Source organism: Rhizobium sp. WYCCWR10014 (assembly GCF_001657485.1).
Classification (GTDB): Bacteria; Pseudomonadota; Alphaproteobacteria; order Rhizobiales; family Rhizobiaceae; genus Rhizobium.
The window spans coordinates 169,234-195,498 of the sequence record NZ_LXFU01000030.1 but is presented as its reverse complement, the minus strand read 5'-3'; the positions used below and the strand labels follow the sequence as shown (position 1 = coordinate 195,498).

Here is a 26,265-nt window from a genome sequence, read left to right as displayed (position 1 = left end):
TTAGCGCTCCTTCACTTTGTTGAGGTACTTGACGTAGATGTTGGTGATGGCGAGAACCATGATGAGCACAATGTAGGCGAGGGCGCAGGAGCGCCCCGTCTGCCATTCCTGGAAGGCCATTTTGTAGAGCCGGATGGAGATCACCTCGGTTGTCGGTTGGCTGGTCAGGATGTAGGCGAGGTCGAAGGTCTTGAACGCCTCCATCGTACGGAAGATGATTGCGATCATCAGGATCGGCGCCACCAGCGGCAGCGTGATGCGGAAGAAGGTATAGAAGGGTCCCGCGCGATCGATTGCCGCTGCCTCGTAGAGATGCTTTGGCACGGCCGAAAGGCCGGCAAGCGACAGCAGCATCACGAAGGGCGACCACATCCAGATGTCCGTGATTGCCACCGCATAGAGCGCCATGTCCGGATTCGACAGCCACTCGAAGGAGCCGAGGCCGAGCGCGTAGTTGATGATGCCGAAGGACGGGTCGTAGAGCAGCTTCCAGAAGAGGCCGACCACGGCCATCGAGAGCATCATCGGCAGCAGCAGCAGCGTCGTCAAAAGACCCTTCAGCGGGATATCGCGGTTGAGCAGCATCGCGGTGCCGAAGCCGACGATCACCTGCCCCGTCACAGAGACGATCACGTATTTCGCGGTGATGGCGAAATTCGACCAGATGAAAGGATCGTTCAGCAACTCCCGGTAGTTTTGCAGGCCGACAAAGTTGGCCGGCGCGTTCGTCGAGGCTCGAAAATCCGTGAACGAATAGCCGAGCGAATAAATCAACGGAAAGATGTTGAAGATGATCAGAAACAGGATCGTCGGGATAATGAAGAGATTGCGAATGCGGATGTCGCTCATGCCGCGGGATGCGGCACGCGATCTCGTGTCCAGCGATGTCATGACTGCGGTGGCCAATCCTCTCCTCCTCCGAGAGTAGGCGCCGGATGCCGGGAAAGGCATCACGATGCGCGAAGTGAATTCCGGGCGCCGCGCCCTCTCGAACCGCGCCTTTGGGCGCGAGATGCGGAATGCAAACGGAGGGGCGCCGAAGCCCCTCCGCTGATCGCGTTTGCTATTTATTGCGTCCGTATTTCTTGAACGTCGCGTTCCAGTCCGCTGCCAGAGAGTCGAGCACTTCCTTCGCCGTGCCTTGGCCGGCGGTGACGAAGGGGTAGATGCGCTGGTTCATCTGGATCAGCAGTTCGGCATATTCAGGCGTTGCCCAGAAGTCCTTCACCTTGAACATCGTCTCGTAGAAGGCCTTGTTATAGGGTGTCGCGTTCTGAAAATCCGGCGATTCAAGCACCTTGGCGCTTGCTGTGTAACCGCCGAGTTCGGCCCAGCGCTTCTGGGTCTCGTCCTTGATGAACCATTCGAGGAATTTCATCGCCTCTTCCTGGTTCTTTGAGTAGGAGATGACCGATATGCCTTGGCCGCCGAGCGCTGCGAATTGCTCTCCGTTCGGGCCTGCCGGATTGGCAAAGAAACCGGTAACCTTGGCGTTCGGGTTGGACGCCTCGTTCACTAGGGCCGGGAAGAAGGCGAAGTAGTTCATGCTCATCGCTGCCAGGTTCTCGGTGATCGCCTGGTTGTTCTCGACGAAGAAGGACTTGGCCCAGCCCGGAGGCGTAAAGCCGTAGAGCTCGCGATAAAGCTCGAGCGCCTTGACGTTCTTCTCGGAATTGATGATGCCGTCGACCTTGTAGCTCTGGTAGTCGCCGAGTTCGCCCCCAAACGAGAAGATCGCGTTCTCGACACCCATGACGAGACCGTCATAAGAGTTGTCGGTGTAGATGGCGATTCCGTATCGCTTCTGGTCTGGACGGTGAAAGAACTCGGCGATGTCACGCATCTCGGCCCATGTCCTCGGCGGGGCGAGGTCGTAGCCGTATTTGGCCTTGAACGCCTCCATCTCCTTGGGATCTTCGAACCAGTCCTTGCGGTAGGACCAGCCGACGGCGTCGCCTTCGGCGGGAATTGACCAGTACTTTTTCGAGTTCGACGGATATTCGGCGTAGTATTTCACTGTTGCCGGGGCCATCACCTGGGTCAGATTATGCTTGGTGAAGAATTCGGTCAGATCGACGTAATGGCCGGCTTCTGACGCTGCCCCAATCCACTGGCTGTCGCCGACGACCATGTCATAGGCTGAACCCTTGGCATTGAACTCGGTGAAGGCCTTGGTCTGGAAGTCGGCCCATGGAGTGGTCTCGACCGTGACCTTAACGCCGGTTTGAGCCTCGTATTCGTTGGCGAGTTCCTGAAGGTAGTTTGCCGGGTCCCACTCAGCCCAGAAGATGGTCAGTTCCTGGGCCTGTGCGGATGTTCCGCAGGCCCACATCAATCCGACACCGGCCAACAGACCGGTCATAGTTTTGCGCATAACGTTTCCTCCCATTTATGCACGCTTCCCGCTTCATCGCGGGCCTCCCGATCTGGCTTCCCGATCCTCCTGGGTGGTGTTCGTGCTCGGGGTCCTCCTCGACCCCTAGCTCGTTTCAGATCTCAAGCCTGAATGTCGTTTCCCTGATCTGGTATTACCAAATGCCATTATCGTCAAGCGCAACCTCGGAGAGCGTCCATCAAAGGCTTGTCTTCGAGGTTTCGACGTCTTTCCCCCACAATTGCAGGCCTGTTGATGCTCCCTTGTCGGACCGTCTCACATCCATGATCACCGATCCAGACCACAATACAAGAATATATTACTGACACTGGTCTAACCAGTTGGTGCGCCAAGTCTGGGCCCGCCACGTCAAGCCTCGCTCTCTGCCTGCCGCAATGCGGTATCGACAAGCGCCCTGGCGGCCCATTCGGCAACGGACTGCGCGCCTTCCGAGGTCAGGCCCCAGATATCCTTCAATACGATCAGCACCTCGACGCCGAAGACAAGCGAAAGAGCCTGTGCAAGGCGTTCCCGGGATTCGGGCGGCAATTTGCCCTGCAGGGGGGCAGTCACGCTCTTCAGCAGGTCGATCCGGTGGCCGCGCTTGAACAGCGGCTCGTTGCCGAGCGTGCCCGCCTGGCGCTGCGCCCACTGGTCCAGCGAAAGTTTCAGCGCCGCCTTGAAGGTGGCCTCGAACTCATCGATGCGCGGCATCGCGGTCGCCAAGAGGTCGGCGACACGGGTGCGTGCATCCGGGCTATCCGACGACCAGCCGAGTATTGGCCCCAGGGCCTCGTCCACCACGGCATGCACGAGCGCGGCCTGGCTCGGAAAGTAACGGTAGGCCGTCGCGCGCGAGACTTCGGCAGCCTCGGCGACTTCACTTACCGACGGAGTGATGCCGGACTGCATGAGCCGCGTTGCCGTTTCGAGCATCAGTTTTCGCGTTCGTGCACGCGGGCCTCGCTCGGTCCTGGCTGTTTCGTTCTGTTGACGTGAGACATCCATGTCTTTATGATACGCACGTCTCACAATTTTGCAAGGGCCCGTCGCTTTGCCTCGAACGTGGGATATGCCGGGAGGAAATCCACCCGGTAGCGGAGGGCAAATGAAGCAGATCTACGTGGTCGGCACGGCCGACACGAAGGGCGAGGAGCTTGCTTATCTGGCCGCTTGCATCGAAGCGGCGGGTGGGAGCGTGGTGCGTGTCGACGTCGGCACACGCGGGCCGGCGACCGACGTGGATGTGAAGGCCGAGACGGTCGCCGCATGGCATCCCGACGGCGCTGGAGCCGTCCTTGCCGCTGGGGATCGCGGAAGGGCGGTCGAGGCGATGGGCATCGCCTTCGCGCGCTTCCTCGTGGAGCGCCAGGATATGGCCGGCGTCATCGGTATCGGTGGAGGTGGGGGCACTTCGATCATCACCGCAGGCATGCGCCAATTGCCGCTCGGTCTGCCGAAGATCATGGTCTCGACGCTCGCATCCGGCGATGTGGCCCCCTTTGTCGATGTTTCAGACATCGTGATGATGCCCTCGGTCACGGACATGGCGGGTCTCAACCGGCTGAGCCGCGTCATCCTTCACAACGCCGCCCAGGCGATCACCGCGATGGCCGGCCGGCCGGCTGAGGTGACTGCATCGAAACCGGCCCTCGGGCTTACAATGTTCGGCGTTACCACACCTGCGGTATCCGCCATGGTCGAGCGCCTTCGAGCGGACTATGACTGCCTGGTCTTCCACGCGACAGGCACGGGTGGGCGGGCGATGGAGAAGCTTGCCGACAGCGAGCTCATCTCTGGCGTGCTCGACATCACGACGACCGAGGTCTGCGATCTGCTGTTCGGCGGCGTCTTGCCCGCCACCTCGGACCGTTTCGGCGCCATTGCTCGCAAAGGCCTGCCCTATGTCGGCTCGGTCGGTGCGCTCGATATGGTGAACTTCTGGGCGCCGGAGACCGTCCCGGAGCGTTATGCCGGCCGGCTGTTTTACCGGCACAATCCGAACGTCACCTTGATGCGCACGACGTCGGCCGAATGCGCTGAGATCGGCCGCTGGATCGGCGACAAGCTCAATCTCTGCCACGGCCCCGTACGCCTTCTCATTCCCGAAAAGGGCGTTTCGGCCCTCGACGTCGAAGGCGGTCCATTCTTCGATCCGCAAGCCGATGCCGCGCTTTTTGCTACACTCGAGGCGACGGTCAAGCCGACGGCGTCACGACGTATTATTCGCCTGCCGCTCCATATCAACGATCCAGATTTCGCCGAGGCCGCCGTCGCGGCCTATCGTGACATCGCTAACCCCTGAGAGACAAATCGATGCCAGTCATACCGCGCAGCACCATCCTCGCAAAATTTCACGGCATGATCGCAGCCGGCGTGCCGATCGTCGGCGGCGGCGCCGGCACCGGCATCTCCGCCAAGGCCGAGGAGGCAGGCGGCATCGACCTCATCATTATCTACAATTCCGGGCGCTACCGCATGGCGGGGCGCGGTTCTGCGGCCGGACTGCTCGCCTATGGCAATGCCAACGAGATCGTCAAGGACATGGCGCTTGAAGTGTTGCCGGTCGTGAAAAAGACGCCGGTGCTCGCCGGCGTCAACGGCACGGACCCCTTCGTGCTGATGCCGCGCTTCCTCGCCGACCTCAAGGCAATGGGCTTTTCAGGCGTACAGAACTTCCCCACAATCGGCCTCTTCGACGGCCGGATGCGGCAGAGTTTCGAGGAAACGGGCATGAGCTACAATCTGGAGGTCGAGATGATCGCCACCGCCCACGGGCTCGACCTGTTGACGACGCCCTATGCTTTCAACGAGAGCGAGGCCATCGCCATGACGGCGGCCGGCGCCGACATTGTCGTGGCGCATATGGGGGTGACGACCGGCGGCACGATCGGCGCCACCTCCGGGAAGTCCCTCGATGACTGCGTCGATGAGATTACCGCGATCACCAAGGCGGCACGTTCCGTGCGCGACGATGTCATCGTGCTCTGCCACGGCGGCCCGATCTCGATGCCGGAGGATGCGCGCTACGTTCTCGAGCGTTGCCCTGGCTGCCACGGCTTTTATGGCGCAAGCTCGATGGAGCGCCTGCCGGCCGAGGCGGCGATCCGCAAGCAGACCGAAGATTTCAAGGCGCTCGCCATCGGCGCAGTCGTCTGAGGAAGGGCATGGAGGAGGCCGTTTCATGGCAAAGGACAAGTACTTCATCTATCCTGAGGATGTGAGAGCCTTCGGATTCGACTGGGGCAAGCTGTCGCTGACCGTGGCGCCAGAGGTCAACGGCGCCAGCCGCTTTTCCGGCGGTGTCGTCGAACTGCCGAGCGGCGAGGGCCATTCCCGCCACAATCATCCTGGCGCGGAGGAAATCATTTTTGTGATTTCCGGCGAGGGCGAGCAGATGGTCGAGGACGAGACGGGTAATCCGATCACCCGGAAGGTCGCCAGCGGCTGCACGATCTATGTTCCGGAAAGTCGCTTCCATTCGACGAAGAACACTGGCGGCGGACCGATGCTCCTCTTCGTGGTCTACTCACCGGCGGGGCCGGAGCTTGCCCTTCGCGATTTGCCGGACTTCCGCCTGCTGCCGCCGGGCTTCTGAGGCGGCGCATCCATTTTCTGGGAGGAAAGACAATGAACGACAATGCAGGGCAAACAAGGCAGGCCGCCGAGACGCCGTTCGATACGGCCAAGCTCGACCGTCTCATGGAGGAAGCCGGTATCGACGTCGTCGTCGCCACCTCCAAACACAACACGCAATATCTCATGGGCGGCTATAAGTTCATCTTCTTCGCCGCCATGGATGCGATCGGGCATAGCCGGTACCTGCCGATGGTGATTTATGAGAAAGGCGCGCCTGATCACTCCGCCTATGTGGGCAACCGCATGGAGGGCGCAGAGCACCAGAACAACCCATTCTGGACGCCCGCCGTGCATACGGCGACCTGGGGCACGCAGGATGCCGCCGGGCTCGCCGTCGAGCACCTGAAGAAAATCGGTAAGACCGGTGGGCGTATCGGCATCGAGCCGGCCTTCCTGCCATCCGACGCCCGCGACCTCCTTGCCTCTCGGCTGGATGGCGCTCGATTTGTCGATGCCACGCATGTGCTGGAGCGGCTAAGGGCGATCAAGACGCCGGATGAACTGGCAAAGCTGAGACGCGCCTCCGAACTGATTACCGACTCTATGCTGGCGACGATCGCGGCGGCCCGCGCCGGCTCGACGAAGATGGAGATCATCGAGCAGCTTCGCCGGGAGGAAACGAACCGCGGGCTGCACTTCGAATATTGCCTGCTGACGCTCGGCTCCAGTCACAACCGTGCGGGCTCGCCGCAGGCCTGGGCCGAGGGCGAGATCCTGTCGATCGATTCCGGCGGCAACTATCACGGATATATCGGTGACCTCTGCCGCATGGGTGTGCTCGGCGAGCCGGATGCGGAGCTGGAGGACCTTCTGGCCGAAGTCGAATGTATCCAGCAAGCGGCTTTCGCCAAGGTCAGGGCAGGGGCTGCGGGCAGGGAGATGATCGTGGCAGCGGAGGCCGAGCTCAAGGCCTCGCCGTCGGCGGCCTTCACCGACTTTTTCTGCCATGGCATGGGCCTCATCACCCACGAGGCGCCATTCCTCATGACGAACCACCCCGTCACCTATGATGGCGTCGATGCCGACAAGCCGCTGGAAGCCGGAAGCGTGATCTCGGTCGAGACGACGATGCTTCACCCAAAGCGCGGATTCATCAAGCTGGAGGATACGCTTGCCATCACCGATGGCGGCTATGAAATGTTCGGCGACCGTGGCCGCGGCTGGAACCGCGGCGGAGCGTGATTGCAGGCCGACCGCAAACAAGGCCCGGCAGATGTCACCTGCCGGGCTTTTTTACTTGGTGCCGTCGTCTCAGCTGTGGTGGATCTCCGTTCCCAGCACCTTCAGGCATTCGCGGATAAAGGCGGCGAGCGCCGTCCAGCCCTTGGCCGAAACCATCGTGCCATCGACATAGGCTTCGGTTGGCGAGAGGTCGATATAGGTTCCGCCCGCCAGGGTTACCTCCGGTTCGCAGGCCCCAAGTGCACCCACTTTCTTGCCGCGAACGACACCGTCGACCGCGATCAGAATCTGGACCCCGTGGCAGATGGTGAAGATCGGCTTCTTCTCCTCGTGGAAATGACGCACCATTGCCTGCACCCGCTTGTCGGTGCGGATATATTCCGGTCCGCGTCCGCCGGCGCAGTAGACGGCATGATACTGATCGAGCTGGTTCTCGGCCTCGGAAAACGTCTTGTTGATGGTGACGTTGTGCCCGAGTTTTTCGGTGTAGGTCTGGTCTCCCTCGAAATCGTGCAGCGACGTCCTGAGGATGTCGCCGGCCTTCTTGTCCGGGCACACGACGTGCACCGTGTGGCCGACCGCCTCCATCGCCTGCTGGAAGACGAAGATTTCGTACTCCTCGGTGAAATCGCCGGTGAGCATCAGGATTTTCTTGCCTGGCATGGGTTCTCCTCCTCATTGTCAGATCGGGCAGGCTCGTCCCTGCCCGCCGGGGTTGCTCAGATTTCGTCGAAGGCCGGTAACAGCCGGTCGCGCGAATGCTCGATATGGATGCGCATTGCGTTCGCAGCCGCGCCGGGGTCGCGCGCCGCGAAGGCATCGAGCAGCGTTTGATGCTCGCCGAGTGCCTCCTCGGTGACACGGCGATGAAACATCAGGCGGAAGATATGGAAATGGGTATGCTGGAATGTCAGCATCTCGCGGATCAACTCGTTGCCGGCAAATTCCATGATGCGGTCATGGAAAATGGCATCCTTGCGGGCGAAGGCCGAATAGTTCGCTCGTTCGTCCCTGTTGTCGCTGCGTGTCATCACCCCTGCAGCCTCCGTCAGGATGGCCAGCTTTTCGTCGTTCATCGCCTCGGCTGCTTTCGCAGCGCCGTCGGGTTCCAGCAGCAGGCGCAGTTCATAGAGCTCGTCGAAGCGGTGCCGCGTGATCTGCGGCGCGGCACGATAGCCAACGAGATGCTGCTTGACGACGAGGCCCTCGCCTTCAAGCCGGCCGAGGGCTTCGCGGATAGGCGTGTGTGAGACGCTGAACTCCCTGACTAGGTTGTCGACAGTAATCCGCGCCCCCGGCGCGATCTTCAATGACATGAGCTGGTTGAAGATTGCCTCGTAGACGTCGCCCGCCAGGCTGTTGGCGCGCGGTATCTGGGTTGTGCCCGTCGAGGGTTCCTTCGGTCTCGTCGAAATCATCTGCCGCCTTGCCTCTTGACAGGTTCAATCGCTAGCACGATGCTGCGGCCAAGACAATCCTATATCCTATACGATTTAATATAGGGAGGAAAAATTATGCGCGTATCCGAAGCGGCAGCGCTTGCCCTTGCCACCCGCCTGCTGGAAGAGCATGGCGCACCGCGTGACCATGCGGCCCTGCAGGCTCGCGTCCTGGTAACGGCCGAGATGAAGGGGCACCCCTCGCATGGCCTGTACCGGCTTCCGCGGCTGGTCGAACGGATCGAGCGCGGGGTCATTGACCCGCAGACGAAGGGCACGCAGCGCTGGCGCGCGGATGCGGTGCTGGAGGTGGAGGGGTCGTCGGGATTTGGCCCCATCGTTGCCATGTCCGCGATCGAGCGGCTGGCGCCTCACATTCCGGATCTTGGTATCGGCCTTGTCGCCGTGCGCAATGCCAACCATCTCGGCATGCTCGCGCATTATGTGGAGGCCATCGCCGCAATGGGTTTCGTCGGCATCGCGCTCTCGTCGAGCGAGGCGCTGGTCCATCCCTTCGGCGGCACCCAGGCCATGCTAGGCACCAATCCCATCGCCATCGCCGTACCGACCGCCAAAGAACCGCTCGTGCTCGACCTTGCCACCAGCCTCGTGCCGATGGGCAGGATCCATCATTACGCGACGACCGGCAGACCCATTCCCGAGGGATGGGCGCGCGATGCGGCTGGTAACCCGACGACCGATCCGGAGCGTGCCAAGGCCGGTGCGATTGCGCCCTTTGGCGACGCGAAGGGCTACGGCCTCGGCATCGCTTTGGAACTGCTGGTGGCAGCTCTTGCCGGCTCGGCGCTCGCGCCGGATGCGCACGGCACGCTCGACAGCCAGTCGCCGTGTAACAAGGGCGACGTTTTCATCTTGATCGAGCCCAGTCTGGCACCGGGACTGCCGGAGCGACTGTCGACCTATCTCGATGCCGTGCGCGCCTCACCCCCCGCCGGCGCCGGCGAGCCGGTTCTCGTCCCGGGTGATCGTGCCCGCCGGCGGCGGGTGGCGGCAAGCCGCAATGGGTTCGAGATCGACCAGCGCCTCTGGGAAGACCTCAATGCGCGTTCGCGCCCCCGCATTCTGGCCTTCGAGGGTCAAAGATCATGAGCCTCTTTGCCGCCTTGAGGCTGCCGCGGGAAATCCTGTTTGGCGTCGGCCAGCGCCATGCGCTCGCGAGCGTCGCCAGCAGGACCGGCCGGCGCGCACTCGTCTGCACGGACGCACGTTTTGCCGCAACGCCGGTCTTTGCGGAAATGATCGCCGCGCTCGAAGCGGCCGGCATCGTCGTCCTGGTGCATGACCAGACGCTGCCGGACGTGCCGCAAAATACGGTCGCGGTTTGCGTTGAGGCCGCGCGCGGCTTTGGGCCCGATATGGTGATCGGCATCGGTGGCGGCAGCTGCCTCGACATGGCCAAATGCGCTTCGCTCCTGCTCGCACACGGCGGCGCGCTCGCCGATTACTACGGTGAGTTCAAGGTGCCGGGGCCCGTCCTGCCGGTCATCGCCGTGCCGACAACGGCAGGCACGGGCTCCGAGGTGACGCCGGTTGCGGTTGTTTCCGATCCTGACCGTATCCTGAAGGTTGGCATTTCCAGCCCATATCTCATCGCCGCGGCGGCGATCTGCGACCCGGAACTGACCCTTTCCTGCCCGCCCGGGCTCACGGCGGTTGCCGGTGCGGATGCGTTGACGCATGCCATCGAAGCCTTCACGGCCATGCGCCGCCCCGGCGATCCGGAACTTGCGCAGCAGCATGTCTTCATCGGTAAGAGCGATCTCTCCGACCAGTTCGCGCTGCATGCCATCCGGCTCCTCAGCCGGAGCTTGGAAAAGGCCTACGTCGACGGCTCCGACATCGATGCGCGCGCCGATGTGATGATGGGTGCGCTGGCAGCCGGCTGCGCCTTCGGCACGGCGGGTACCGCTGCGGCTCATGCCGTGCAATATCCGGTCGGTGCCTTGACCCATACGCCGCACGGCCTCGGGGTTGCGACCATGCTGCCCTATGTGATGACCTATAATCGCCGTGTCGCTACAGCGGACATCGCCGTTGTCGGTAGGGCGCTCGGCCTCGATCCCGCCGGCGTGGAGGACGACGAGACGGTTGCCGATGCCGCGATTGCCGAGGTGTGCCGCCTCTTCGCCGCGATCGGCATCTCGCCGACGCTTGCCGGGCTCGGCCTGCCGGAAGACCGGATCGACTGGGCCGCAGAGCAGGCGCTCGGCATTGGCCGGCTGATCAAGAACAATCCCCGCTCCTTCGATGCGGCCGCCATGCGCGGCCTGGTGCGCGCCGCCTATGACGGCGACCTGGCCGCTTCCGCCCTCTGACTTGGAAACCATCATGAACGTCAACCAGCATTCTTCACATCCAGACCACGATCCCTTCGAGCTCAACGCGTTCTCCCGCGGACTCTATATTGGCGGCGCCTGGCGGCCTGCGGCGGGCGAGGGTCAGATCAAGGTGGTCGACCCCTCGACGGAGGCGGTCATCGCCACCGTGCCCGATGCGAGCCTTGTGGATGCGGCATCGGCCGTGGAGGCTGCGGCAAGCGCCGCGGAAGGCTGGCGCGAGATGCCGCCGAGAAGGCGTTCCGAGATTCTGCGCCGCTGCTTCGAACTTATGGTGGAGCGCTCCGAAACGATTGCCAGGCTCATTTCGCTCGAGAACGGGAAAGCGTTGCGCGACGCGCGCGGCGAGGTGGCCTATGCGGCGGAGTTCTTTCGATGGAACGCCGAGGAGGCGGTGCGCATCTCCGGCGAGTTCGGCTCTGCCCCGGCCGGTGGAAACCGAATCGTCGTCGATTACCAGCCTATCGGCATCTGCGTTCTCATCACACCGTGGAATTTCCCGGCGGCGATGGCGACCCGCAAGATCGCGCCTGCACTTGCCGCAGGCTGCACCGTCATCCTGAAGCCGGCGAGCGAGACACCGCTGACGGCCTATGCGCTTGCGGCTCTTTACGAGGAGGCTGGCGTGCCGCCGGGCGTGGTGAACGTGATGACAACATCGACGCCAGGCCCCGTCATCGCCGCCATGCTGGCCGACCCGCGCGTGCGAAAACTCTCCTTCACAGGCTCGACCGGCGTCGGCCGCACGCTACTGGCGGAAGCGTCGAAAAATATCATCTCCTGTTCCATGGAACTCGGCGGCAACGCGCCGTTCATCGTTTTTGACGATGCGGACATTGACGCGGCGATCGAGGGTCTGATGGTCGCGAAAATGCGCAATGCGGGTGAGGCCTGCACGGCTGCAAACCGCATTTATGTCCAGTCCGGTATCCACGATGCTTTCGCCGAGAAATTTGCCCGACGCATGGCCGCGCTCAAGGTCGGTCCGGGTGTGGCTCCGGATACGGAATGCGGTCCGATGATCACGCGCAAGGCGGCGGAGAAGATCGAGCGCCTGGTCGCGGACGCCATTTCGCGCGGCGCGCGCGCCCTCTGCGGCGGACGAATATTGGCAGGGCGCGGCTTTTTTTATCCGCCGACGGTGCTTGTCGATGTTTCCCCGGCCTCCGACATGGGCTGCGAGGAGATTTTCGGTCCCGTCGCGCCGCTCTACCGTTTCGAGAGCGAGGCGGAGGTCATCGCTGCCGCCAACGATACGGAATATGGCCTCGCCGCCTACATCTATACCCGCGACATTGGCCGCGGCATGCGGGTCGCCTCCAAAATCGAGGCCGGAATGATCGCTCTTAATCGTGGACTGGTCTCCGATCCCGCTGCCCCCTTTGGTGGTGTGAAGCAGAGCGGCCTTGGACGTGAAGGAGGGCAGCATCACGGTATCGCGGAGTTCATGGAAGCCAAGTACATTGCCACAAGTTTCTGAGGGAGGAACCTGTGGCCGCCGATCCGTTCCGCATTCGTGACCATGTCGCAGATTTCGACGCGATTGTGGGCGACATTCGAGCTCGCAGCCTTGCAACGCGGCGCACTGTCGCCATGGAGGCCAACATCGCCTACGGGGATAGGCTTGGCGAGACGCTCGATATCTTCCTGCCAGACAGTGCCGGCTCGGACATGCCGATCCACATGTTCATCCATGGCGGCTATTGGCGGATGTTTTCCAAGGAGGACTATTCCTGCGTCGCTGAAACGATCACCGGCGCTGGCGCGGTTGCAGCCATCGTCGATTATTCCTTGATGCCCACGGCGAGAATGGACGTCCTGGTTGGTCAGGTCCTGAAAGCCAAGTCTTTTCTTCTGGCGCATGCCGATCGCTTCGGCGCCACGTCAAAGCGGTTTTCCGTCAGCGGCCACTCCGCCGGTGCACATCTTGCAACCTTTCTCTTCCATCGCTCGCCAGCGCCTTCGGGCGTAGTTGCCGCCTTCCTGCTTGGCGGGCTATACGATCTCGAACCCCTGCAGAGGTCTTTCCTGCGTGACGAGATCGCCTTGAGCGACGAGGAGGTGCGACGGTTTACGCCCTTGCGCCACGTGCACGATCCTGCAACGCGTGTCGCTATCATGACCGGCGGACTGGAAACCAACCCGTTCAAAGTCCAGGCAAATGCGTTCAGGGACACCCTTTTCGACCAAGGGCTTGAAGTGCGCGCATCGCATGTCGCCGACGGGGATCACATGAGCACGGTACGCGATCTCGCCGTCATTGGCACACCCATGGCGGCGGCATTGCGCGCGTTCATTGTCACAAGTGGAAGGTCATAACGATCTAACATTACGCTGCCTGATCGAAGATGTCGCTTTTCCGGTTGGACCCTGGAGTAAGGCAGCAAGGCAAAGGTGGTACCCGCGTGCCACCGATTAAGGGCGGGTGTCAGTATGGCTCACAACCGGTGATCGACCAAATAATCCGCGAAAATTTTCGCAAGGTGGCGAATCCGGAATTTGTCGAGATCGACGGAAACGTGGTCTTCTGTTCAGACGACGGGTTAGCAATGGACAACATTCCGGCGCATAGCAAAGACCCTAGCCATCTTTTCGGTGAAGTCGAATTGTCGGAGTCGGATAGAGCTTATTTGACTGGTGACCACGGGAAGGCTGCACAATCGGATATCGCGACTCGAGACCTTCCGCGAGCGTCACCACATCTTGTGCCTCGGTCGTCGACGACATGTCGACATCGAAGGGTCGCAATTGCTGGTCCCCGATCATCAGGCGTCTGTGCGAAAGAAGGAGCGGGGAAAGCAACTCGCCGCGCATAACCTTGGCCGAGCTAAGCGGCCTATCTAACGACCTATTCTTTCGACCGTTATACTGTTTTTGAGAAACAGTATAACGGTGGAGTCGAACTTATGAAGTCCATCGACCTCATGTATCAGTCGATGGTCGCCGAGCTCGGTCAGCGCGCGCTCGACGCCGCCTGGACGGCCGATTTCCCTCCGGTGTCGGTTCACCCCGGGGAACATCAAGGGCCGCAAGGACTGGTGCTTCGACATCCCAGATGGACATGGTGGTACTAAACGTCGTTATGTCGGTTCTGCTGAAGACCCGTCATTCAGTCCTGTCAAACCTATCATCCCACCACCGTATGTGCCGCTGCTCGAAAATCCGCCACCGGATCCTGACCGCATCCCGGCGAGGAGCTTCTTGCCGATCGCAGTGCGAGACCAATTGCTCCTAGCGCAGGCAGACGCTCGTCCCGATAGCATACCGCCAACGGAGTTCCGAATGCTTTCAGGGGGAAGGGGCGTTCATCGGATGCGGAATGCCGCGAGCAAATGTCACGGCTTCCTCCTTCAGCCAGTCGGCAAACCGGACCGCGCTTTTCTTCTTGCCAAATGACGGGCCTTCGATCAGGCGATAGGCATAGCCGGGCAGTATGGGTCCCTCAATTCTGCGCAACGTTCCGTCCCGCAGTTTCTCATCGACAAGTACATTGCTCGTCAGCAATGGACCCAGTCCACGTTCGGCGGCGTGGAGGGCCAGTGTCTCTTCGCTGAACCAGGATATCTTGAAATCGCCGTCACGCTCGTGGGGCGTCTCCGCCAGCCACGTTGACCACGTCGGGCAAAGGAATGCAGGATTCTTCCACTTGTAGGCAAGCAGGGGGCGCTTGCGGTAGTCGTCGATCACGGGCTGCCGCTCGGAGTTCGATATCGATGAGGCGGCCACGGCCAGATAGACGTCCCGCAGAAGCATCGTCGGCTTCGCTGCGAGATCGACCGGGCCGTACCGTATGGCGAGATCGATGCTTTCGGCCCGGAGGTCGACCACGTTTTCCGAGGCGTGGACGTTCACGATTACATCGGGAAAAGCGGAATGAAACCGGTCTAGCCTCGGCATGAGCCAGCGCTCGGCAAACACCTTCGTCATCGAGACCGCGACGACATCGCCATCTTTTTCTCCGGAAACCTGAGCAAATGCTTCGGCCAGCTGATCAAAGCCGTCACGCAATCTTGGATAAAACGCAGCGCCCGCCTCGGTCAGGACGACAGCCCTTCCCGAGCGTTCGAAGAGCTTCTTGTCGACCAATTCTTCCAGTTGCCGGATCTGGTGGCTCACGGCCGTGACCGTGACGAAGAGTTCCTTCGCCGCTGCGGTGAAGCTGCCGTGTCTTGCGGCAGCTTCGAAGGCCCTCAACGAATTCAGCGGGGGAAGTTTTCGCATTCCAGCTCCTCGACGGGTATGGATCGGCCCGTCTTCACAATAGGACGGCATCTAGTGGACGGGCGATAAAACTATTCCATCCTGTTGGGATTGTTGAAGGCTTGATGCTCGCCGGTCGCGACGTCCTCGGCCGATCCTGATGTCTGATATCGATATCCATATAAGCCCGCCTGCTCGACGGAGCGCCGCAGTCATCCGATTTTGAAATGCGCCTCGGTCGGGTTCATGTTGTTTACGGGTACCATGTCCTGGGGGCAGGCGGAGAAGACGATGATGAGATCCATCTCCGCCCTGAGGGCGATGTACTCGCCCGGCTTGCTGGCTGGAGGCTGGAATGAAAGGGCGCCGTCGGCGTCGACCGGAACGTTCATGAACAGGTTGAGAGGGCTCGGGGTTGCCCCGGCCTTGAGCTGGATTGCCTCAAGCGCATTGTGGAGATTGTCGGTGCAATTGTCGTGATAGCCGTGTGCACCGAGTTGTTCGTACCGATGAATATCGCAGGCTGCCATCAACGTATCGTGGATGCCGGGCGTCGTATCCTCGACGACGGTGAGAATTGGTTGGCGCCTGTTCGTCTTGAATACATCCCCGGTTTTCGGAAACAAGGTGAGCATCGACGCCCGGCTGTGCTCCATCGACATGAATTCGGTCAGGTCGGTTGCGTTATAGGCCCAAGTATCGACAACCTGGGATCCATGGGTGTTGATGACGGTGACCAGGCGACCGGTGGCGACATGTGCCGCGACCCCTTTTCGGGCGGGAATCCGATACACCAAATTGGAATCCAGCTCTGCTTGCTTGTTCATCCCTCGCGACCTTCCATCCTATCGTTGCGGAGCAATTGAAGCAGAGTGGCTTTGCGAATTCCAATAATAATAACCGCAGTCACTATAGCCAAAACCTATAATGAAATGAATCCATCACAGGGCGAGGTTTGGCGTAATAGGGCAGATCATCGGTCCGCCCCCCGATAGCGGCCGGCTTTTTCCAACTCATCGACATAGGAAATATGAACGCATGAGGCGCGGAGACGGCCCGCGACAATGCTTCATCGACAGCTGGATCGATGTTGTTCGACTGGTGGCAAGGGCCACCGCGACTTCGGAAAGGCTTTGCATTTGGAGTTTTTTCCGGCTCACTCGGCAGCGATCGGGCAAACTTGGCCGATCAGCTGGTCGACGAGGCGCGGCACCGCCTCATAAGCCTCCCGGACCGACTTTTCATGCCTTTCGTCGCCGAATTCCTGATAGTCGATGGCGACGACATGGCTTTCTTCGACGCCGAGATAGCTGGCGCAGGTGACAATGTGCGTCTCCAGATGGTTCATGTGTTCCCGAACCCCACCGACGCCGAAGCCGAACTCGCCTCTCGCGCTGAGTATGACGAGCGTCTTGCCCGACATGATCGGTTCCAGGGGGTAGTCGCCTCTTTGAAGGTCGAAAGTGAAGGTTTTCCCGATCCGGATCACCTTGTCGAACCAGGACTTGAGAGCCGCGGGCATTCCATAATTGTGCATCGGCGCGCCGATGACAATCAGGTTTGAACGGCCGACCTCGTCGATGAGTGTGTCGGAGAGCTTCAGCTCCCGCTGTTGAGCCGGAGTGCGCGTCTCGGCGGGCGTGAAGACCGCGGCGATCCATTCTTCGGTGATGATCGGCGGTGGAGACCGTCCGATATCACGCGTTATGACGACCGCCGACGGATCCTTTGCCTTCCAGTCCTCGACAAAGGCCGCGGAAAGCCGACGGCTTAAGGATCGATCGCCGCGCGGGCTCGCGTCAATGTGCAAAATCGTGGTCATTGATATGCCTTTCGCTGAAGATCTAAGACCGTTGGATCATCGCGCAGATCGGCATGCATGCGTTATTGAGGTTTCTTTTGGCACTCTTGAGGTAAACTCAACAATAAATCCCGGCCAGAACGCGGGCGCAGCCATATACGGCTGCCAAATAAATCCGGGTCACATGTTTCTCCCTACTTTCTACTTTGGCTCAACCCAGGTTGAGAAGTTTTCATTTTCAAAAATCTGTCACACCTGCGGAAAGTGGCGTCCGGGAGTAGGAGCAACAACCTGACAGGGGAAGCCAATGTCAAAATCTGCCAATTTCACCTCAGACGAACTGTCGGCATACGACATCCATGGCATCGCGCCGGTTCCAGTGTCGCACCGAACGTCGTCACCACTGGACCAATTTTGGATCTGGGCCGGCGCGAACGTCGCTCCGATCAACTGGGTTCTGGGAGCGCTCGGAATCCAGATGGGGCTTAGCCTCTGGGATACGTTTCTCGTTATTGCGATCGGCAATCTCGTGGGGGCAGCGCTTTTCGCCGCATTCTGCCTCATGGGATACCGGACCGGCGTTCCGCAGATGGTTCTTGCTCGGCTCGCCTTCGGTCGCCGCGGCGCCTACTTGCCGACTTTTGTGCAGCTTCTCATGGCGATGGGCTGGGTCGCGACGAACACCTGGATTGTACTCGATCTTTCGGTCGCTGCGCTCGATCGTATGGGAATCGGTGGTGGGGTCGAGATGAAATATGCGATTGCCCTGGTCATCATGGTGGTCCAGATCGGAATAGCCGCCTGGGGCTTCAATGCGATCAAGTATTTCGAGCGCTACACGATGCCGGCGATCCTGCTGATCATGGTCGCGATGACGTTCATGGCGATTTTTACGGTTGATATCCAATGGTCCACCTCAACGGTCACAGGCATCGCGCGGTGGGCCGCGATGAGCCAGCTGATGACGGCAATCGGCATTGGCTGGGGCATATCCTGGCTGGTCTATGCGTCTGACTACACGCGGTTTTCCAAACCAGGCTTGAAACCGTCCAGCGTCTTCAAGGCAACGTTCCTGGGGATGTTCGTCCCCACGGTCTGGCTCGCCACGCTCGGCGCGGCGATTGCGTCCGCCGGCGTCGGGTCCGATCCGGCCCAGCTCATCATCGCGGCGTTTGGCGTGATGGCATTGCCAGTCCTGCTCGTGCTGGTTCACGGGCCGATCGCAACGAACATCGTCGTCATTTATTCCGCCGCACTTTCAAGCCTTGCAATGGATATCAACAAGCCTCGCTGGGTCGTTTCGCTCGCTTGCGGCGTTGCGGGATCGATCATTCTCTACGGCTTCATGCAGTCGCGAGATTTTGCGCATGCATTCGAAATGTTCATGGTGACGATGGTCGTCTGGATCAGCCCCTGGGCTGGTGTAACCGCTGCCGATTTCTTCGTTGTGCGCGGCGGTTCGATCAATGTCGACGAACTGTACAAGCCGCACACGACGAGCCGGCTAGGTGATGTCAACTGGAGCGGCGTCCTGTCATTGCTGGTCGGCGTCTTCGCTGCCCATCTCTTCCAGACGAGCGCCGTCGAAGTCCTTCAGGGCCCCCTTGCCCTTGGCCTGGGCGGAATTGATCTTTCCTGGCTGGCCGGCTTTGTCGTCGCGTTCGTGGTCTACATCGTTTCTCACAAGCTCCGAAGGACGGCGGATGTCGGCAGCTCAGCACTGACGTCGCCTGTCCGTGGCGAATGAGACCGAAGGGGCCGCGGCAGCGCGACCCATCTCTCCAAGAAAAGGAAATGCAATGACTATCGTTCTTCAACAGGACAGCGTTCTGAAGGCGCTTTCCGGCGGGGCTGAAACCGGTTCTTTCCTCGGCAACGTGGTGGAATTGGCGATCGTCACGAGCGATCACAAACGTACCATGGACGGCCTGCTGAAGCTCGGCATCGGACCTTGGCGCGTCTACAAGTTCAGCCCTGAAAACACAGAAAACCAGACCTACAGGGGTGAAGCGGTGTCATTCGAGCTCACTGTCTGCTTTGCCCAGTCTGGCAGCATGGTCTGGGAACTGATGGAGCCGGTCTCCGGGCCGACGATCTTTGCGGACTTCCTCAAGGCGCACGGCGAAGGCATTCATCACGTGGCCTATGACTGCAATAATATCCCCTTCGAGGAACGGATCGCGGAATTGGAGCGCCGAGGTTTCAAGAAGATACAATCGGGGTCGTGGATGGGCCGCAACCACTTCGCATTCTTCGGCACCGAGGAGGATACGACCACCTGCTTCGAGACATATGCGTTCCCGGATGACTGGGACTATCCGGAACCCGACTCCTGGTATCCGCCGCTGCAGGATTGAACCGGACTCAAAAATCCTGCCCGCCCTTTGAGGGGGGTGGACAGGACCGACGGCTTCAAGGATGCGGAAATGGCCTGGTTTTATCTCGCGCTGGCGGGGGTTTTTCGAGTGTGGGTCGGCAATCGAACTGAATAGACGCACGGCTTCACACGGACTTGGTAAACGACAGTGCCGATGGCTCCGTTTCATGACCATCCGCCCTGTCAGAAAAGTATACAGGCCGCTAATCCGTTATGCGGGCGCCACCATCATTGAAAGCCTTGCGCAGGATCTCTACGAAATCCAGTGCTACACGCGACAGCTGGTCGTGAATGGGGTAAAGAATGGCGATCTGATATGTGATCGTCGGCTCGAAAGGACGCAGTTCGACCTTGTCGGTAAAGGCCGCGCTGATCACAGGGTCGATAAGCCCGACGCCGTGACCGGAAGCGACGAATTCGCAAGCGCTCGTGAGGAATTCCGTCTCGACGACGACATTCCAGGCGGCATTCATCTTCGAAAAAGCGGCGGCGATACTGAGGTAAAGGGGATCGCCCTTGAAAAGAGAGACAAATGGAACCCCGTCGAGCTCTCGTGGCGTGAGCGTGTCGAAGCGACACAGCGGATGTCCCTTCGGAAGCATGCATACGCAATCGAACGAGAACACCTCCATATGCGAGACAGGATAATTCGTCGGAAGCTCGGCGATTGCGATGTCGAATGTATTCGTGGAGATTAATTCCTTAACCGCCTGGGATGGCCGCGTGATGATCTTGAGTTGCAGGTCGGGCCTGTCCGCCGCGAACGATGACATGAGCCGTGGCAGCAAGCTTATCGAAACATTAGGATAGGCAACGATGCTGAGGGAACCGCGCCGGCCGGACCTGATCTCCCGCGCGGCCTGCACAGTTCCTTCGATCGCGTCGAGGGCCTTGCTTGCTTCAACGTAAAATAGCTGGGCTTCGGGGGTCGGATGCAGCCGCGAACCACGCCTGACGAAAAGCGTCAGGCCAATCGAATGTTCGAGTGCGGCAATCGTGGTGCTGACCGCGGGCTGCGACATTCTAAGCATTTCCGCGGCGCGGGTCATGGTCCCGTGGAGCATAAGCGCGCGAAAGCATTCGAGTTGTCGTAATCTCATGACCTTCTGGTAATTTCTTCTTCGGCCAACCACAATGGTCTTTCTGCTGTCGCGGATTGATACTAATCGGCATCGGTAGACCTGGTCGTCGGAGATCCAGGTGCGGCTAGATGCATCATCGCGATCTTGACGGTGATCTGTTCGGGGAAATAACCGGTGAAGACTTCAAGCATGGAGGCGCAGGCGAATGAGCAGTATCAAGGTTCGGCTTCCCCTTCTGGCGATTTTTGTCATCGGCGTCGTGGGTGTCGGATTCGCGATCGGTCTAACCATCAGGCCGGGCGCGTGGTACGAGTCGCTTGAGAAGCCGTTTTTCACCCCTCCAAACTGGGTGTTCGGTCCCGTGTGGACAGTCGTATATGTGCTGATCGCGATAGCGGGCTGGCGAGTAGCGTTGAGCGAAGGTTTCAGCTCGTCAGCGTTCCGTCTTTGGGGATTGCAGATGGTCCTGAATTGGGTGTGGACCCCGATCTTCTTTGGTGCCCATTTTATCTCGCTGGGGCTATTAACGATCCTTAGCTTGTCGGCGGTTGCTATGTTTTTTATGGCCAAAGCTCGTGACGGGTGGGCGTTCTGGTGCTTCGCACCGTATATTGTCTGGCTGTGCTATGCTTCCGCATTGAACGCGGCAATCCTGGCGCTCAACTGAGATGGATTATTTCCGAGGTGCGCTGCCGATCGGCTCACGGGTATGGCGACCAAATCTTCCGGGCGAGCCACTATCTTCTTTTCGCGGCGGATCGTTCCGTTTGCGTCGAGAATACAAACGCCGGTTTCTTTGACACAGACGTCGGGCCGCCGTAACGTTTCATGGCTGCGCTCAATGTGATTTCGTCTGCGCATCAATTTCCTTGATGTTTGACATCATTGCGCATATGTTGATATCAACGACATCGTTTTTCTTAGGTTGACATCAATGCCGGCGGTCACCATTCGCAATCTTTCTGATGAAACACATCGCGCCCTACGGGTGCGAGCAGCTCATCATGGCCGAAGCACTGAGGCCGAAATCCGTGACATTCTCGAGGCCGCCGTTCGCCCATCTGAACGCGTGAAGCTCGGCTCTTTACTTGCGGCTATCGGTCGTGACGCTGAGCTCTCCAACAGCGACGTTGAAGCCTTACAGCAAAATCGCGATAAGGCACCTGCTGAACCCATGACTTTCGAATGATCCTGTTGGACACCAACGTGATATCGGAGCCGTGGAAACCGGTTGCTGATGGAGCAGTGGTCGCTTGGTTGGACGCCCAAGCCATCGAAACTCTCTTCGTTTCCGCAATAACAATTGCTGAACTTCGTTTTGGGATCGCTGCTATGCCCTCAGGCAAGCGGCAAACTATCCTCCGCGAACGCCTGGAGGACGAAGTGCTTCCGCATTTTGCCGAACGCATACTGCCTTTCGATCTTGCCGCCAGCCAATTCTACTCGGAACTGATGGCCCGCTCTCGAGTATCCGGGAAGGCGGTCAGCAAGGCGGATGGATATATTGCAGCCACCGCCGTAGCGAACGGCCTTGCCGTCGCAACTCGCGACATAAGCCCTTTTCAGGCCGCTGGGTTGAAAGTGATTAACCCCTGGCTTCCATAAACATCATGTGATTGTAGGTGCCGTCGGGCGAAGCCGGGGCCGCTCATCGGCATCAGGCGAGCACGGCGTCTTCCACATCATGGCCGACGGCTACCGGCGGCTGATCCGCCGGACAACCACCGATGCTGACATCGACGAATTATTGCGAGTGAGTCTGACTTCGGTCCGATGGTAGACAGCAATCTCTCTGCTAATTTTGTTTCACCGAGACGGCAAAACTCAGCACGAAAAGGGCGTCTGCCCCTGATCCGGAGCACCCTTTTCAAACTCATTTTCGGCAATGCCCCCTTGACCCTCGGCACCTATGGTACGCGGGCGGCCAATCTCCCAATTTGTCATAGGGTAGGCAATTTGTCGGAGCATCTTGCGTGCGATGGTGTACCCATAAAAAAGCCCCGCCACGCGGGCGGGGCTGAGTTCGCATGCAGGAAAAGTGGATCGTGAAGAAGGGGTCGCGAGATATCGCGTTCTTCTCATCCGCCCATAAATAGATAACGCAACAAGAAGTTCCGCTGTCTGATCGCTTTTTCTAATATATAACACACATGAAGAGATCATGACAGGCGTAATGCACAATAAGCATCGAATCGATACGGTATTATCTGACCGCAAACAAATAATGCGAACATTTTATGCCCAACTTGGTTCGGTCGCGGATTCCTCGTAACTGGAAGGACCCTGGGGTAGCTTCTGTGGAGAGGCCTGCGATCAGATATTACTTGAGTGCTAAGAGCCAAAGTCGCAGACCGTTCGCGCAGTTTGACGGATCTTTCTAGGAGAGAAACCAGCAAGTTGACGTTGCAAGCGCGGGAATTCCGAGTCACTCTTCAACCCAGAGGTAAGGGCGACGCCCTTGATGGGGAGCAAGACAATGCCGCGACGCCGCCGCGGTTCTTCCAAGGCGCCCAAGCTTGGCGGACCAATACTATGGTTTTTGCTTATCGCCGGTATCTGTGGAGGGATCTTCGGCGAAAAGCCGACGCAATCCGTATCCGCGCCACCAGTTCACCAGTTGCCGAACTCCGCTGGCGCGGCGGCTCCACAGGACAAAAGGAATTCGGACCTGGCTCGGGGGGGCGGATCAGGGTCGGGTAATGCGCCTTTCTCCGGTAATGCCGACACCAATCAGATTGGGCAAGAGGCGATCGCGGCGACCGAAGTGCCTGCAGCCGCAGAGTACCCCAACGACAAGGTTCGAGACTCTGTTTTCCCGAGCAACGAGACCGAGGTATCGCGGTTCATCGGAGGGCATAGAGTGGCGTTGCGCGATGGCCCCGGCAAGCAATTCGGTATTCTCGACCGATACGATGCAGGGCGAGAAGTGATTTTGCTGGGTTCGAAGGGCGAATGGTCGCAAATCAGAGACAAACTTACGCGGCGCGAGGGCTGGATATCGACGAGCCTTCTGAGCGATAGGAAACCAGAGCAGAAAGCCGAGCCGGAAGACGAGAAGCGAGACGACCTGCGGCGAGAGCCGACAGTGTCCACACCGCGAATCTCGGACGCGACAATCGCTCAGCGAATTATTGCGCAATCGCTCTCCATGTACCCCGGTTCGTGTGCCTGTCCCTACAACACGGATCGAGGCGGACGGCGCTGCGGGAAGCGAAGTGCCTATAATCGGGGTGGTGGCTACGCCCCGATTTGCTTCGCAGGAGATATCTCGCGAGAAATGATTGCGGCTTTCCGTAAGCAGGATGGACAGTAGAACAACAGAAGCCGAACGATGCGCAATGCTCCTCGCGCTTCGACAGCTCTAACGAAGAAGTGAGGATTACCCGATTGGCGCTCCCACCAGATGCGTTTCTTGTCAATGTCGCTCTGGGGCCAAAAAAAGTGACCCGAGCGTTTGTCGTGCTCGGGCCCAGGAAGGTTGGGTTCCCAAGATCACCCATCACGTGGGAAATATCGTCATTCAGTTGGATGATAAGTTCCTGAATACCTGAACTTGTAGCACCGGTTCCAGACAGACGCTCGTTGCTTTATTGCCCTGATACTAGACCGGGATCGAAGCGACGAGGCGTGCGAGAGAAGCCTGTGACCGGACCCCGACCTTCGCAAAACAGCGTGCCGCGTGCGTCTTGATCGTGTTCGGGGAGACGCCTAAAGCCCGCGCAATATCATGCAGGCTCATCCCGCTGCCGATCAGCGTGGCCACCCGCGTTTCGGCCTCCGTCAAATCGAACATCGTTCGCAGGCGTCGTGCCTGAAGCCGAGCTCTGGCTTCCGTGTCTACGATTTGCAAGAGGACGCGCGCGCGGCTGTCGGTTGCGTCCCAAGCGGCGGATGAAGATGGGGCAAGCGGAGTGATTGTCGCAAGATAAGGCGGCAAACCTGACGGCCGGATAATGGGGAACGCTCCTGTGAAAGGTGTATCGCCACCCTCAGCAACGGTGAGCGCCTGACGGATCGCCGTTGTCATGCGGGAAGAGGTCTCCGGTATGTGAGCGGTGAGGGATAAGCGGTCGGTTTGTCTGATCGAGATGCCATCAGCCTCTTTCAGGAGAGCTTCAGCTGCAGTATTGAGCAGGATGATTTCGCCACGACTTCCGATCAAGACAGCCGGATCCGGCATCGCGTTGATTAGCCTTTGCGCCAGGTCGGGTCCAGAGTCTATGCGGTGGACGTGTAATGACAGATCGATGGCGCGTTCGATATGCGAGGCGAGAAGTCTCAGCCGCTTCAGCGCTTGCGCGGCATGCTCGTCCTGGGCGCGAGACAGGAAAAGCGCCACGCCCCCGATGCCCCCTGGCTCGTGCAAGCTGGCATGTGGCATGAACAACTGATTGTGGATATTCTGCGGCTTGCAGATGTCGGTATAGAACGATGAGCGTTCAATGGCAGCCACATCGACCATGGTGTTTCCAAGGACTACGTCGCCGGGCTTTACCGTCCCGTAGGCGCGCGCGTACGGGTTCTGGGCATAGTGTTGGAGATATAGAGAATTTAAATCTTCCCGCATTCTACCGGGAATCAAGAAGCTGCCGCGTCCCCGAGGTGATTGATAGACAATGTTTCCGGCAACCGCTCCGACGTAATCAACAATCGAACAAAGTGTTTCTGACCAAAGCTCGTAGCGAATAGATGACTGGTAAATGACATCGACGATTTCAGCATGTGTCATGTCAGCGACCTCATCGTGGCAGAGCAGACCTGCCAACCGCTGCAGTGATGCATTTAAAACAAGGTCGGCTATATAACCCCACGTATCGATGCCTGCATCACCTAAACGGGTGAGTACAAACTCCTCCCTATTCTCCTTCCGCACAATATGGCGGTAAAATGGAGCGAGCCAAAATTCTTATTTATCCATCATAGCCAGCGGACCTATTAGGGAATTACTCTGAGAAGGTTTGAGCTCACCTTTAAAGTTTGCCAAAACGTAGACCAGCAGACCACGTGATCCCATGGTTCAACCAGGATCAGCGGCCAGGCGACCACCAGCTAAAAAAGCCAAGTCGGCCAGCCACTGCGATCGCCCGAACGGATGACGCAGACGCGACAGAAATCTTCAATTCTCCCGCGTCGATCTCATTGGCCCAAGATTGCCCCTCATGCCGCTTCTTGCCTCGCTTGCTCTATCTTATGCATTGGTCTTGGTCGCGCCAGGGCCAAACCTGCTTATCGTGCTTCGCGTGGCCGTGAGGCCGTCCTGGGGTCGCCTACTGAGCGTGGCCGCCGGGATCGCCACCGGCGCCGCCATCGCTTCTTATCTCGCTGTGATCGGAGCGGCGAGCCTTAACATGCTGGATGACCTGGATATGTGGTCTTCAGTTGTTCTGTCCTCGATCCTCCTGTATTCGGCCGTGCGGCTCGCGCGCCGTCCTCTTGCGGGCACGCCGCCTCAACAGCTTGGATCGGATAGCCCAAGTCTCAGGCTCTACAGCTTGGGCCTGGCAACAGCGCTTAGTAATCCGGTGTCCGTTCCGTTTTTCGTGGGCCTCTATCTCACACATCCCGACTTCAGGAGCGGCTTGGGTGAAGCAGCCACCTGCATCATTTTCGTGATGGCCTTCTCCTGGTTTACCCTGGTTGGATGCGTTTTCTCCATCCCCGCTATTCAACGGCTCGACACGATCTGGGCGAAAGCTGCCCAAACCGTTCTGTCGGTGGCGATGGGGCTGTATGGCTTGATCCTTCTCTATGAGCATGTGCTTTGATCCAAGCATTGCTGATAGGCAGCTATTCGCGGGAGGTCATGTTCTCAGC

The 26,265-nt window shown here is 59.4% G+C and carries 25 protein-coding genes and 1 pseudogene; 16 read left to right on the top strand and 10 right to left on the bottom strand.

The genetic code is table 11. The features are described 5' to 3' along the window. The 3 genes from A6U98_RS11690 to A6U98_RS11680 all read right to left on the bottom strand — a co-directional run bounded on the left by A6U98_RS11690 (position 1) and on the right by A6U98_RS11680 (position 3,382). A complete protein-coding gene (locus A6U98_RS11690) occupies positions 1 to 906 on the bottom strand; it encodes a sugar ABC transporter permease (protein ID WP_064649919.1) in 906 nt (301 codons plus the stop codon). Between the two features lie 157 nt (positions 907 to 1,063). Beyond that, complete coding sequence (locus A6U98_RS11685; protein WP_064649918.1) at positions 1,064 to 2,374, bottom strand: extracellular solute-binding protein; 1,311 nt, start codon at positions 2,372 to 2,374, stop codon at positions 1,064 to 1,066. A 369-nt stretch (positions 2,375 to 2,743) separates the two neighbouring features. Next, positions 2,744 to 3,382 carry a TetR/AcrR family transcriptional regulator gene (locus A6U98_RS11680; protein ID WP_064649917.1) on the bottom strand — a complete coding sequence of 213 codons (639 nt, stop codon included), beginning with the start codon at positions 3,380 to 3,382 and terminating at the stop codon, positions 2,744 to 2,746. A 100-nt stretch (positions 3,383 to 3,482) separates the two neighbouring features. On the opposite strand from A6U98_RS11680, the gene A6U98_RS11675 reads away from it, so the two are divergent. From A6U98_RS11675 to A6U98_RS11660, 4 genes are read left to right on the top strand one after another with little or no spacing between them, the layout of a single operon-like run. Further along, the gene (locus tag A6U98_RS11675; RefSeq protein WP_064649916.1) at positions 3,483 to 4,679 is read left to right on the top strand and encodes a Tm-1-like ATP-binding domain-containing protein; all 1,197 of its coding nucleotides are present in this window, start codon (positions 3,483 to 3,485) and stop codon (positions 4,677 to 4,679) included. Between the two features lie 11 nt (positions 4,680 to 4,690). Beyond that, a complete protein-coding gene (locus tag A6U98_RS11670) occupies positions 4,691 to 5,533 on the top strand; it encodes a phosphoenolpyruvate hydrolase family protein (RefSeq protein ID WP_064649915.1) in 843 nt (280 codons plus the stop codon). 25 nt (positions 5,534 to 5,558) lie between these two features. Continuing rightward, on the top strand, positions 5,559 to 5,972 hold the full coding sequence (locus A6U98_RS11665; protein ID WP_064649914.1) for a cupin domain-containing protein: 414 nt from the start codon (positions 5,559 to 5,561) through the stop codon (positions 5,970 to 5,972). Between the two features lie 32 nt (positions 5,973 to 6,004). Next, a complete protein-coding gene (locus A6U98_RS11660; protein ID WP_064649913.1) occupies positions 6,005 to 7,195 on the top strand; it encodes a Xaa-Pro peptidase family protein in 1,191 nt (396 codons plus the stop codon). A 69-nt stretch (positions 7,196 to 7,264) separates the two neighbouring features. Here A6U98_RS11660 and A6U98_RS11655 read toward each other — a convergent pair whose 3' ends face one another. Further along, positions 7,265 to 7,858, bottom strand: a complete 594-nt coding sequence (locus A6U98_RS11655) for a DJ-1/PfpI family protein (protein WP_064649912.1) — start codon at positions 7,856 to 7,858, stop codon at positions 7,265 to 7,267. A 56-nt stretch (positions 7,859 to 7,914) separates the two neighbouring features. Further along, the gene (locus A6U98_RS11650; RefSeq protein WP_064649911.1) at positions 7,915 to 8,613 is read right to left on the bottom strand and encodes a GntR family transcriptional regulator; all 699 of its coding nucleotides are present in this window, start codon (positions 8,611 to 8,613) and stop codon (positions 7,915 to 7,917) included. 96 nt (positions 8,614 to 8,709) lie between these two features. Between A6U98_RS11650 and A6U98_RS11645 the strand changes: the two genes are divergently transcribed. From A6U98_RS11645 to A6U98_RS35765, 5 genes and pseudogenes are all read left to right on the top strand, one after another. Further along, positions 8,710 to 9,744: an Ldh family oxidoreductase gene (locus tag A6U98_RS11645; RefSeq protein WP_064649910.1), complete on the top strand. Its 1,035-nt coding sequence runs from the start codon at positions 8,710 to 8,712 to the stop codon at positions 9,742 to 9,744. Next, positions 9,741 to 10,970, top strand: coding sequence for an iron-containing alcohol dehydrogenase (locus A6U98_RS11640; RefSeq protein WP_064649909.1), 1,230 nt, complete (start codon positions 9,741 to 9,743; stop codon positions 10,968 to 10,970). Before A6U98_RS11645 ends, A6U98_RS11640 begins: the two co-directional genes overlap by 4 nt. Before the next feature lie 13 nt (positions 10,971 to 10,983). Beyond that, positions 10,984 to 12,471, top strand: coding sequence for an NAD-dependent succinate-semialdehyde dehydrogenase (locus A6U98_RS11635; protein ID WP_064649908.1), 1,488 nt, complete (start codon positions 10,984 to 10,986; stop codon positions 12,469 to 12,471). An 11-nt stretch (positions 12,472 to 12,482) separates the two neighbouring features. Next, a complete protein-coding gene (locus A6U98_RS11630; RefSeq protein ID WP_064649907.1) occupies positions 12,483 to 13,310 on the top strand; it encodes an alpha/beta hydrolase in 828 nt (275 codons plus the stop codon). Positions 13,311 to 13,897: 587 nt separating this feature from the next. Next, a pseudogene (locus A6U98_RS35765) lies at positions 13,898 to 14,187 on the top strand (hypothetical protein); the annotation flags it as partial. A 92-nt stretch (positions 14,188 to 14,279) separates the two neighbouring features. On the opposite strand, the gene A6U98_RS11625 reads toward A6U98_RS35765, so the two are convergent. The 3 genes from A6U98_RS11625 to A6U98_RS11615 form a co-directional block, all read right to left on the bottom strand. Next, positions 14,280 to 15,212 carry a LysR family transcriptional regulator gene (locus tag A6U98_RS11625; RefSeq protein ID WP_064649906.1) on the bottom strand — a complete coding sequence of 311 codons (933 nt, stop codon included), beginning with the start codon at positions 15,210 to 15,212 and terminating at the stop codon, positions 14,280 to 14,282. A gap of 191 nt (positions 15,213 to 15,403) precedes the next feature. Next, complete coding sequence (locus A6U98_RS11620) at positions 15,404 to 16,018, bottom strand: urea carboxylase-associated family protein (protein ID WP_064649905.1); 615 nt, start codon at positions 16,016 to 16,018, stop codon at positions 15,404 to 15,406. Positions 16,019 to 16,347: 329 nt separating this feature from the next. Beyond that, positions 16,348 to 17,013, bottom strand: coding sequence for an NAD(P)H-dependent oxidoreductase (locus tag A6U98_RS11615; RefSeq protein WP_064649904.1), 666 nt, complete (start codon positions 17,011 to 17,013; stop codon positions 16,348 to 16,350). Between the two features lie 286 nt (positions 17,014 to 17,299). Here A6U98_RS11615 and A6U98_RS11610 point away from each other — a divergent pair, with 286 nt between their 5' ends. After that, entirely contained in the window at positions 17,300 to 18,739 is a 1,440-nt protein-coding gene (locus tag A6U98_RS11610; protein ID WP_064649903.1) for a cytosine permease, read from the top strand. Positions 18,740 to 18,791: 52 nt separating this feature from the next. Next, positions 18,792 to 19,349, top strand: coding sequence for a VOC family protein (locus tag A6U98_RS11605; protein WP_064649902.1), 558 nt, complete (start codon positions 18,792 to 18,794; stop codon positions 19,347 to 19,349). Between the two features lie 223 nt (positions 19,350 to 19,572). Here A6U98_RS11605 and A6U98_RS11600 read toward each other — a convergent pair whose 3' ends face one another. Beyond that, positions 19,573 to 20,469, bottom strand: coding sequence for a LysR substrate-binding domain-containing protein (locus tag A6U98_RS11600; protein ID WP_064649901.1), 897 nt, complete (start codon positions 20,467 to 20,469; stop codon positions 19,573 to 19,575). A 187-nt stretch (positions 20,470 to 20,656) separates the two neighbouring features. Here A6U98_RS11600 and A6U98_RS11595 point away from each other — a divergent pair, with 187 nt between their 5' ends. The 4 genes from A6U98_RS11595 to A6U98_RS35755 all read left to right on the top strand — a co-directional run bounded on the left by A6U98_RS11595 (position 20,657) and on the right by A6U98_RS35755 (position 23,764). After that, on the top strand, positions 20,657 to 21,118 hold the full coding sequence (locus A6U98_RS11595) for a TspO/MBR family protein (protein WP_064649900.1): 462 nt from the start codon (positions 20,657 to 20,659) through the stop codon (positions 21,116 to 21,118). Between the two features lie 267 nt (positions 21,119 to 21,385). Further along, on the top strand, positions 21,386 to 21,640 hold the full coding sequence (locus tag A6U98_RS35760; protein ID WP_082933886.1) for a plasmid stabilization protein: 255 nt from the start codon (positions 21,386 to 21,388) through the stop codon (positions 21,638 to 21,640). Then, entirely contained in the window at positions 21,637 to 22,056 is a 420-nt protein-coding gene (locus A6U98_RS11590; protein WP_064649899.1) for a type II toxin-antitoxin system VapC family toxin, read from the top strand. Before A6U98_RS35760 ends, A6U98_RS11590 begins: the two co-directional genes overlap by 4 nt. Before the next feature lie 871 nt (positions 22,057 to 22,927). Further along, positions 22,928 to 23,764: an SH3 domain-containing protein gene (locus tag A6U98_RS35755; RefSeq protein WP_197496375.1), complete on the top strand. Its 837-nt coding sequence runs from the start codon at positions 22,928 to 22,930 to the stop codon at positions 23,762 to 23,764. A gap of 288 nt (positions 23,765 to 24,052) precedes the next feature. On the opposite strand, the gene A6U98_RS11580 is transcribed toward A6U98_RS35755, so the two are convergent. Then, positions 24,053 to 25,180: a helix-turn-helix transcriptional regulator gene (locus A6U98_RS11580; RefSeq protein ID WP_064649898.1), complete on the bottom strand. Its 1,128-nt coding sequence runs from the start codon at positions 25,178 to 25,180 to the stop codon at positions 24,053 to 24,055. A gap of 430 nt (positions 25,181 to 25,610) precedes the next feature. Between A6U98_RS11580 and A6U98_RS11575 the strand changes: the two genes are divergently transcribed. Then, entirely contained in the window at positions 25,611 to 26,216 is a 606-nt protein-coding gene (locus A6U98_RS11575; protein WP_064649897.1) for a LysE family transporter, read from the top strand. Positions 26,217 to 26,265: the final 49 nt, after the last annotated feature.

What these genes read in the sequence shown, in the direction of transcription:
- A6U98_RS11685 (WP_064649918.1), bottom strand. Translation starts at nt 2,374, where the DNA reads ATGCGCAAAACTATGACCGGTCTGTTGGCCGGTGTCGGATTGATGTGG.
- A6U98_RS11610 (WP_064649903.1), top strand. Translation starts at nt 17,300, where the DNA reads ATGTCAAAATCTGCCAATTTCACCTCAGACGAACTGTCGGCATACGAC.
- A6U98_RS11680 (WP_064649917.1), bottom strand. Translation starts at nt 3,382, where the DNA reads ATGGATGTCTCACGTCAACAGAACGAAACAGCCAGGACCGAGCGAGGC.
- A6U98_RS11580 (WP_064649898.1), bottom strand. Translation starts at nt 25,180, where the DNA reads ATGACACATGCTGAAATCGTCGATGTCATTTACCAGTCATCTATTCGC.
- A6U98_RS11670 (WP_064649915.1), top strand. Translation starts at nt 4,691, where the DNA reads ATGCCAGTCATACCGCGCAGCACCATCCTCGCAAAATTTCACGGCATG.
- A6U98_RS11660 (WP_064649913.1), top strand. Translation starts at nt 6,005, where the DNA reads ATGAACGACAATGCAGGGCAAACAAGGCAGGCCGCCGAGACGCCGTTC.
- A6U98_RS11625 (WP_064649906.1), bottom strand. Translation starts at nt 15,212, where the DNA reads ATGCGAAAACTTCCCCCGCTGAATTCGTTGAGGGCCTTCGAAGCTGCC.
- A6U98_RS11575 (WP_064649897.1), top strand. Translation starts at nt 25,611, where the DNA reads ATGCCGCTTCTTGCCTCGCTTGCTCTATCTTATGCATTGGTCTTGGTC.
- A6U98_RS11595 (WP_064649900.1), top strand. Translation starts at nt 20,657, where the DNA reads ATGAGCAGTATCAAGGTTCGGCTTCCCCTTCTGGCGATTTTTGTCATC.
- A6U98_RS11620 (WP_064649905.1), bottom strand. Translation starts at nt 16,018, where the DNA reads ATGAACAAGCAAGCAGAGCTGGATTCCAATTTGGTGTATCGGATTCCC.
- A6U98_RS11615 (WP_064649904.1), bottom strand. Translation starts at nt 17,013, where the DNA reads ATGACCACGATTTTGCACATTGACGCGAGCCCGCGCGGCGATCGATCC.
- A6U98_RS35755 (WP_197496375.1), top strand. Translation starts at nt 22,928, where the DNA reads ATGCCGCGACGCCGCCGCGGTTCTTCCAAGGCGCCCAAGCTTGGCGGA.
- A6U98_RS11640 (WP_064649909.1), top strand. Translation starts at nt 9,741, where the DNA reads ATGAGCCTCTTTGCCGCCTTGAGGCTGCCGCGGGAAATCCTGTTTGGC.
- A6U98_RS11605 (WP_064649902.1), top strand. Translation starts at nt 18,792, where the DNA reads ATGACTATCGTTCTTCAACAGGACAGCGTTCTGAAGGCGCTTTCCGGC.
- A6U98_RS11665 (WP_064649914.1), top strand. Translation starts at nt 5,559, where the DNA reads ATGGCAAAGGACAAGTACTTCATCTATCCTGAGGATGTGAGAGCCTTC.
- A6U98_RS11600 (WP_064649901.1), bottom strand. Translation starts at nt 20,469, where the DNA reads ATGAGATTACGACAACTCGAATGCTTTCGCGCGCTTATGCTCCACGGG.
- A6U98_RS11645 (WP_064649910.1), top strand. Translation starts at nt 8,710, where the DNA reads ATGCGCGTATCCGAAGCGGCAGCGCTTGCCCTTGCCACCCGCCTGCTG.
- A6U98_RS35760 (WP_082933886.1), top strand. Translation starts at nt 21,386, where the DNA reads ATGCCGGCGGTCACCATTCGCAATCTTTCTGATGAAACACATCGCGCC.
- A6U98_RS11590 (WP_064649899.1), top strand. Translation starts at nt 21,637, where the DNA reads ATGATCCTGTTGGACACCAACGTGATATCGGAGCCGTGGAAACCGGTT.
- A6U98_RS11655 (WP_064649912.1), bottom strand. Translation starts at nt 7,858, where the DNA reads ATGCCAGGCAAGAAAATCCTGATGCTCACCGGCGATTTCACCGAGGAG.
- A6U98_RS11675 (WP_064649916.1), top strand. Translation starts at nt 3,483, where the DNA reads ATGAAGCAGATCTACGTGGTCGGCACGGCCGACACGAAGGGCGAGGAG.
- A6U98_RS11650 (WP_064649911.1), bottom strand. Translation starts at nt 8,613, where the DNA reads ATGATTTCGACGAGACCGAAGGAACCCTCGACGGGCACAACCCAGATA.
- A6U98_RS11635 (WP_064649908.1), top strand. Translation starts at nt 10,984, where the DNA reads ATGAACGTCAACCAGCATTCTTCACATCCAGACCACGATCCCTTCGAG.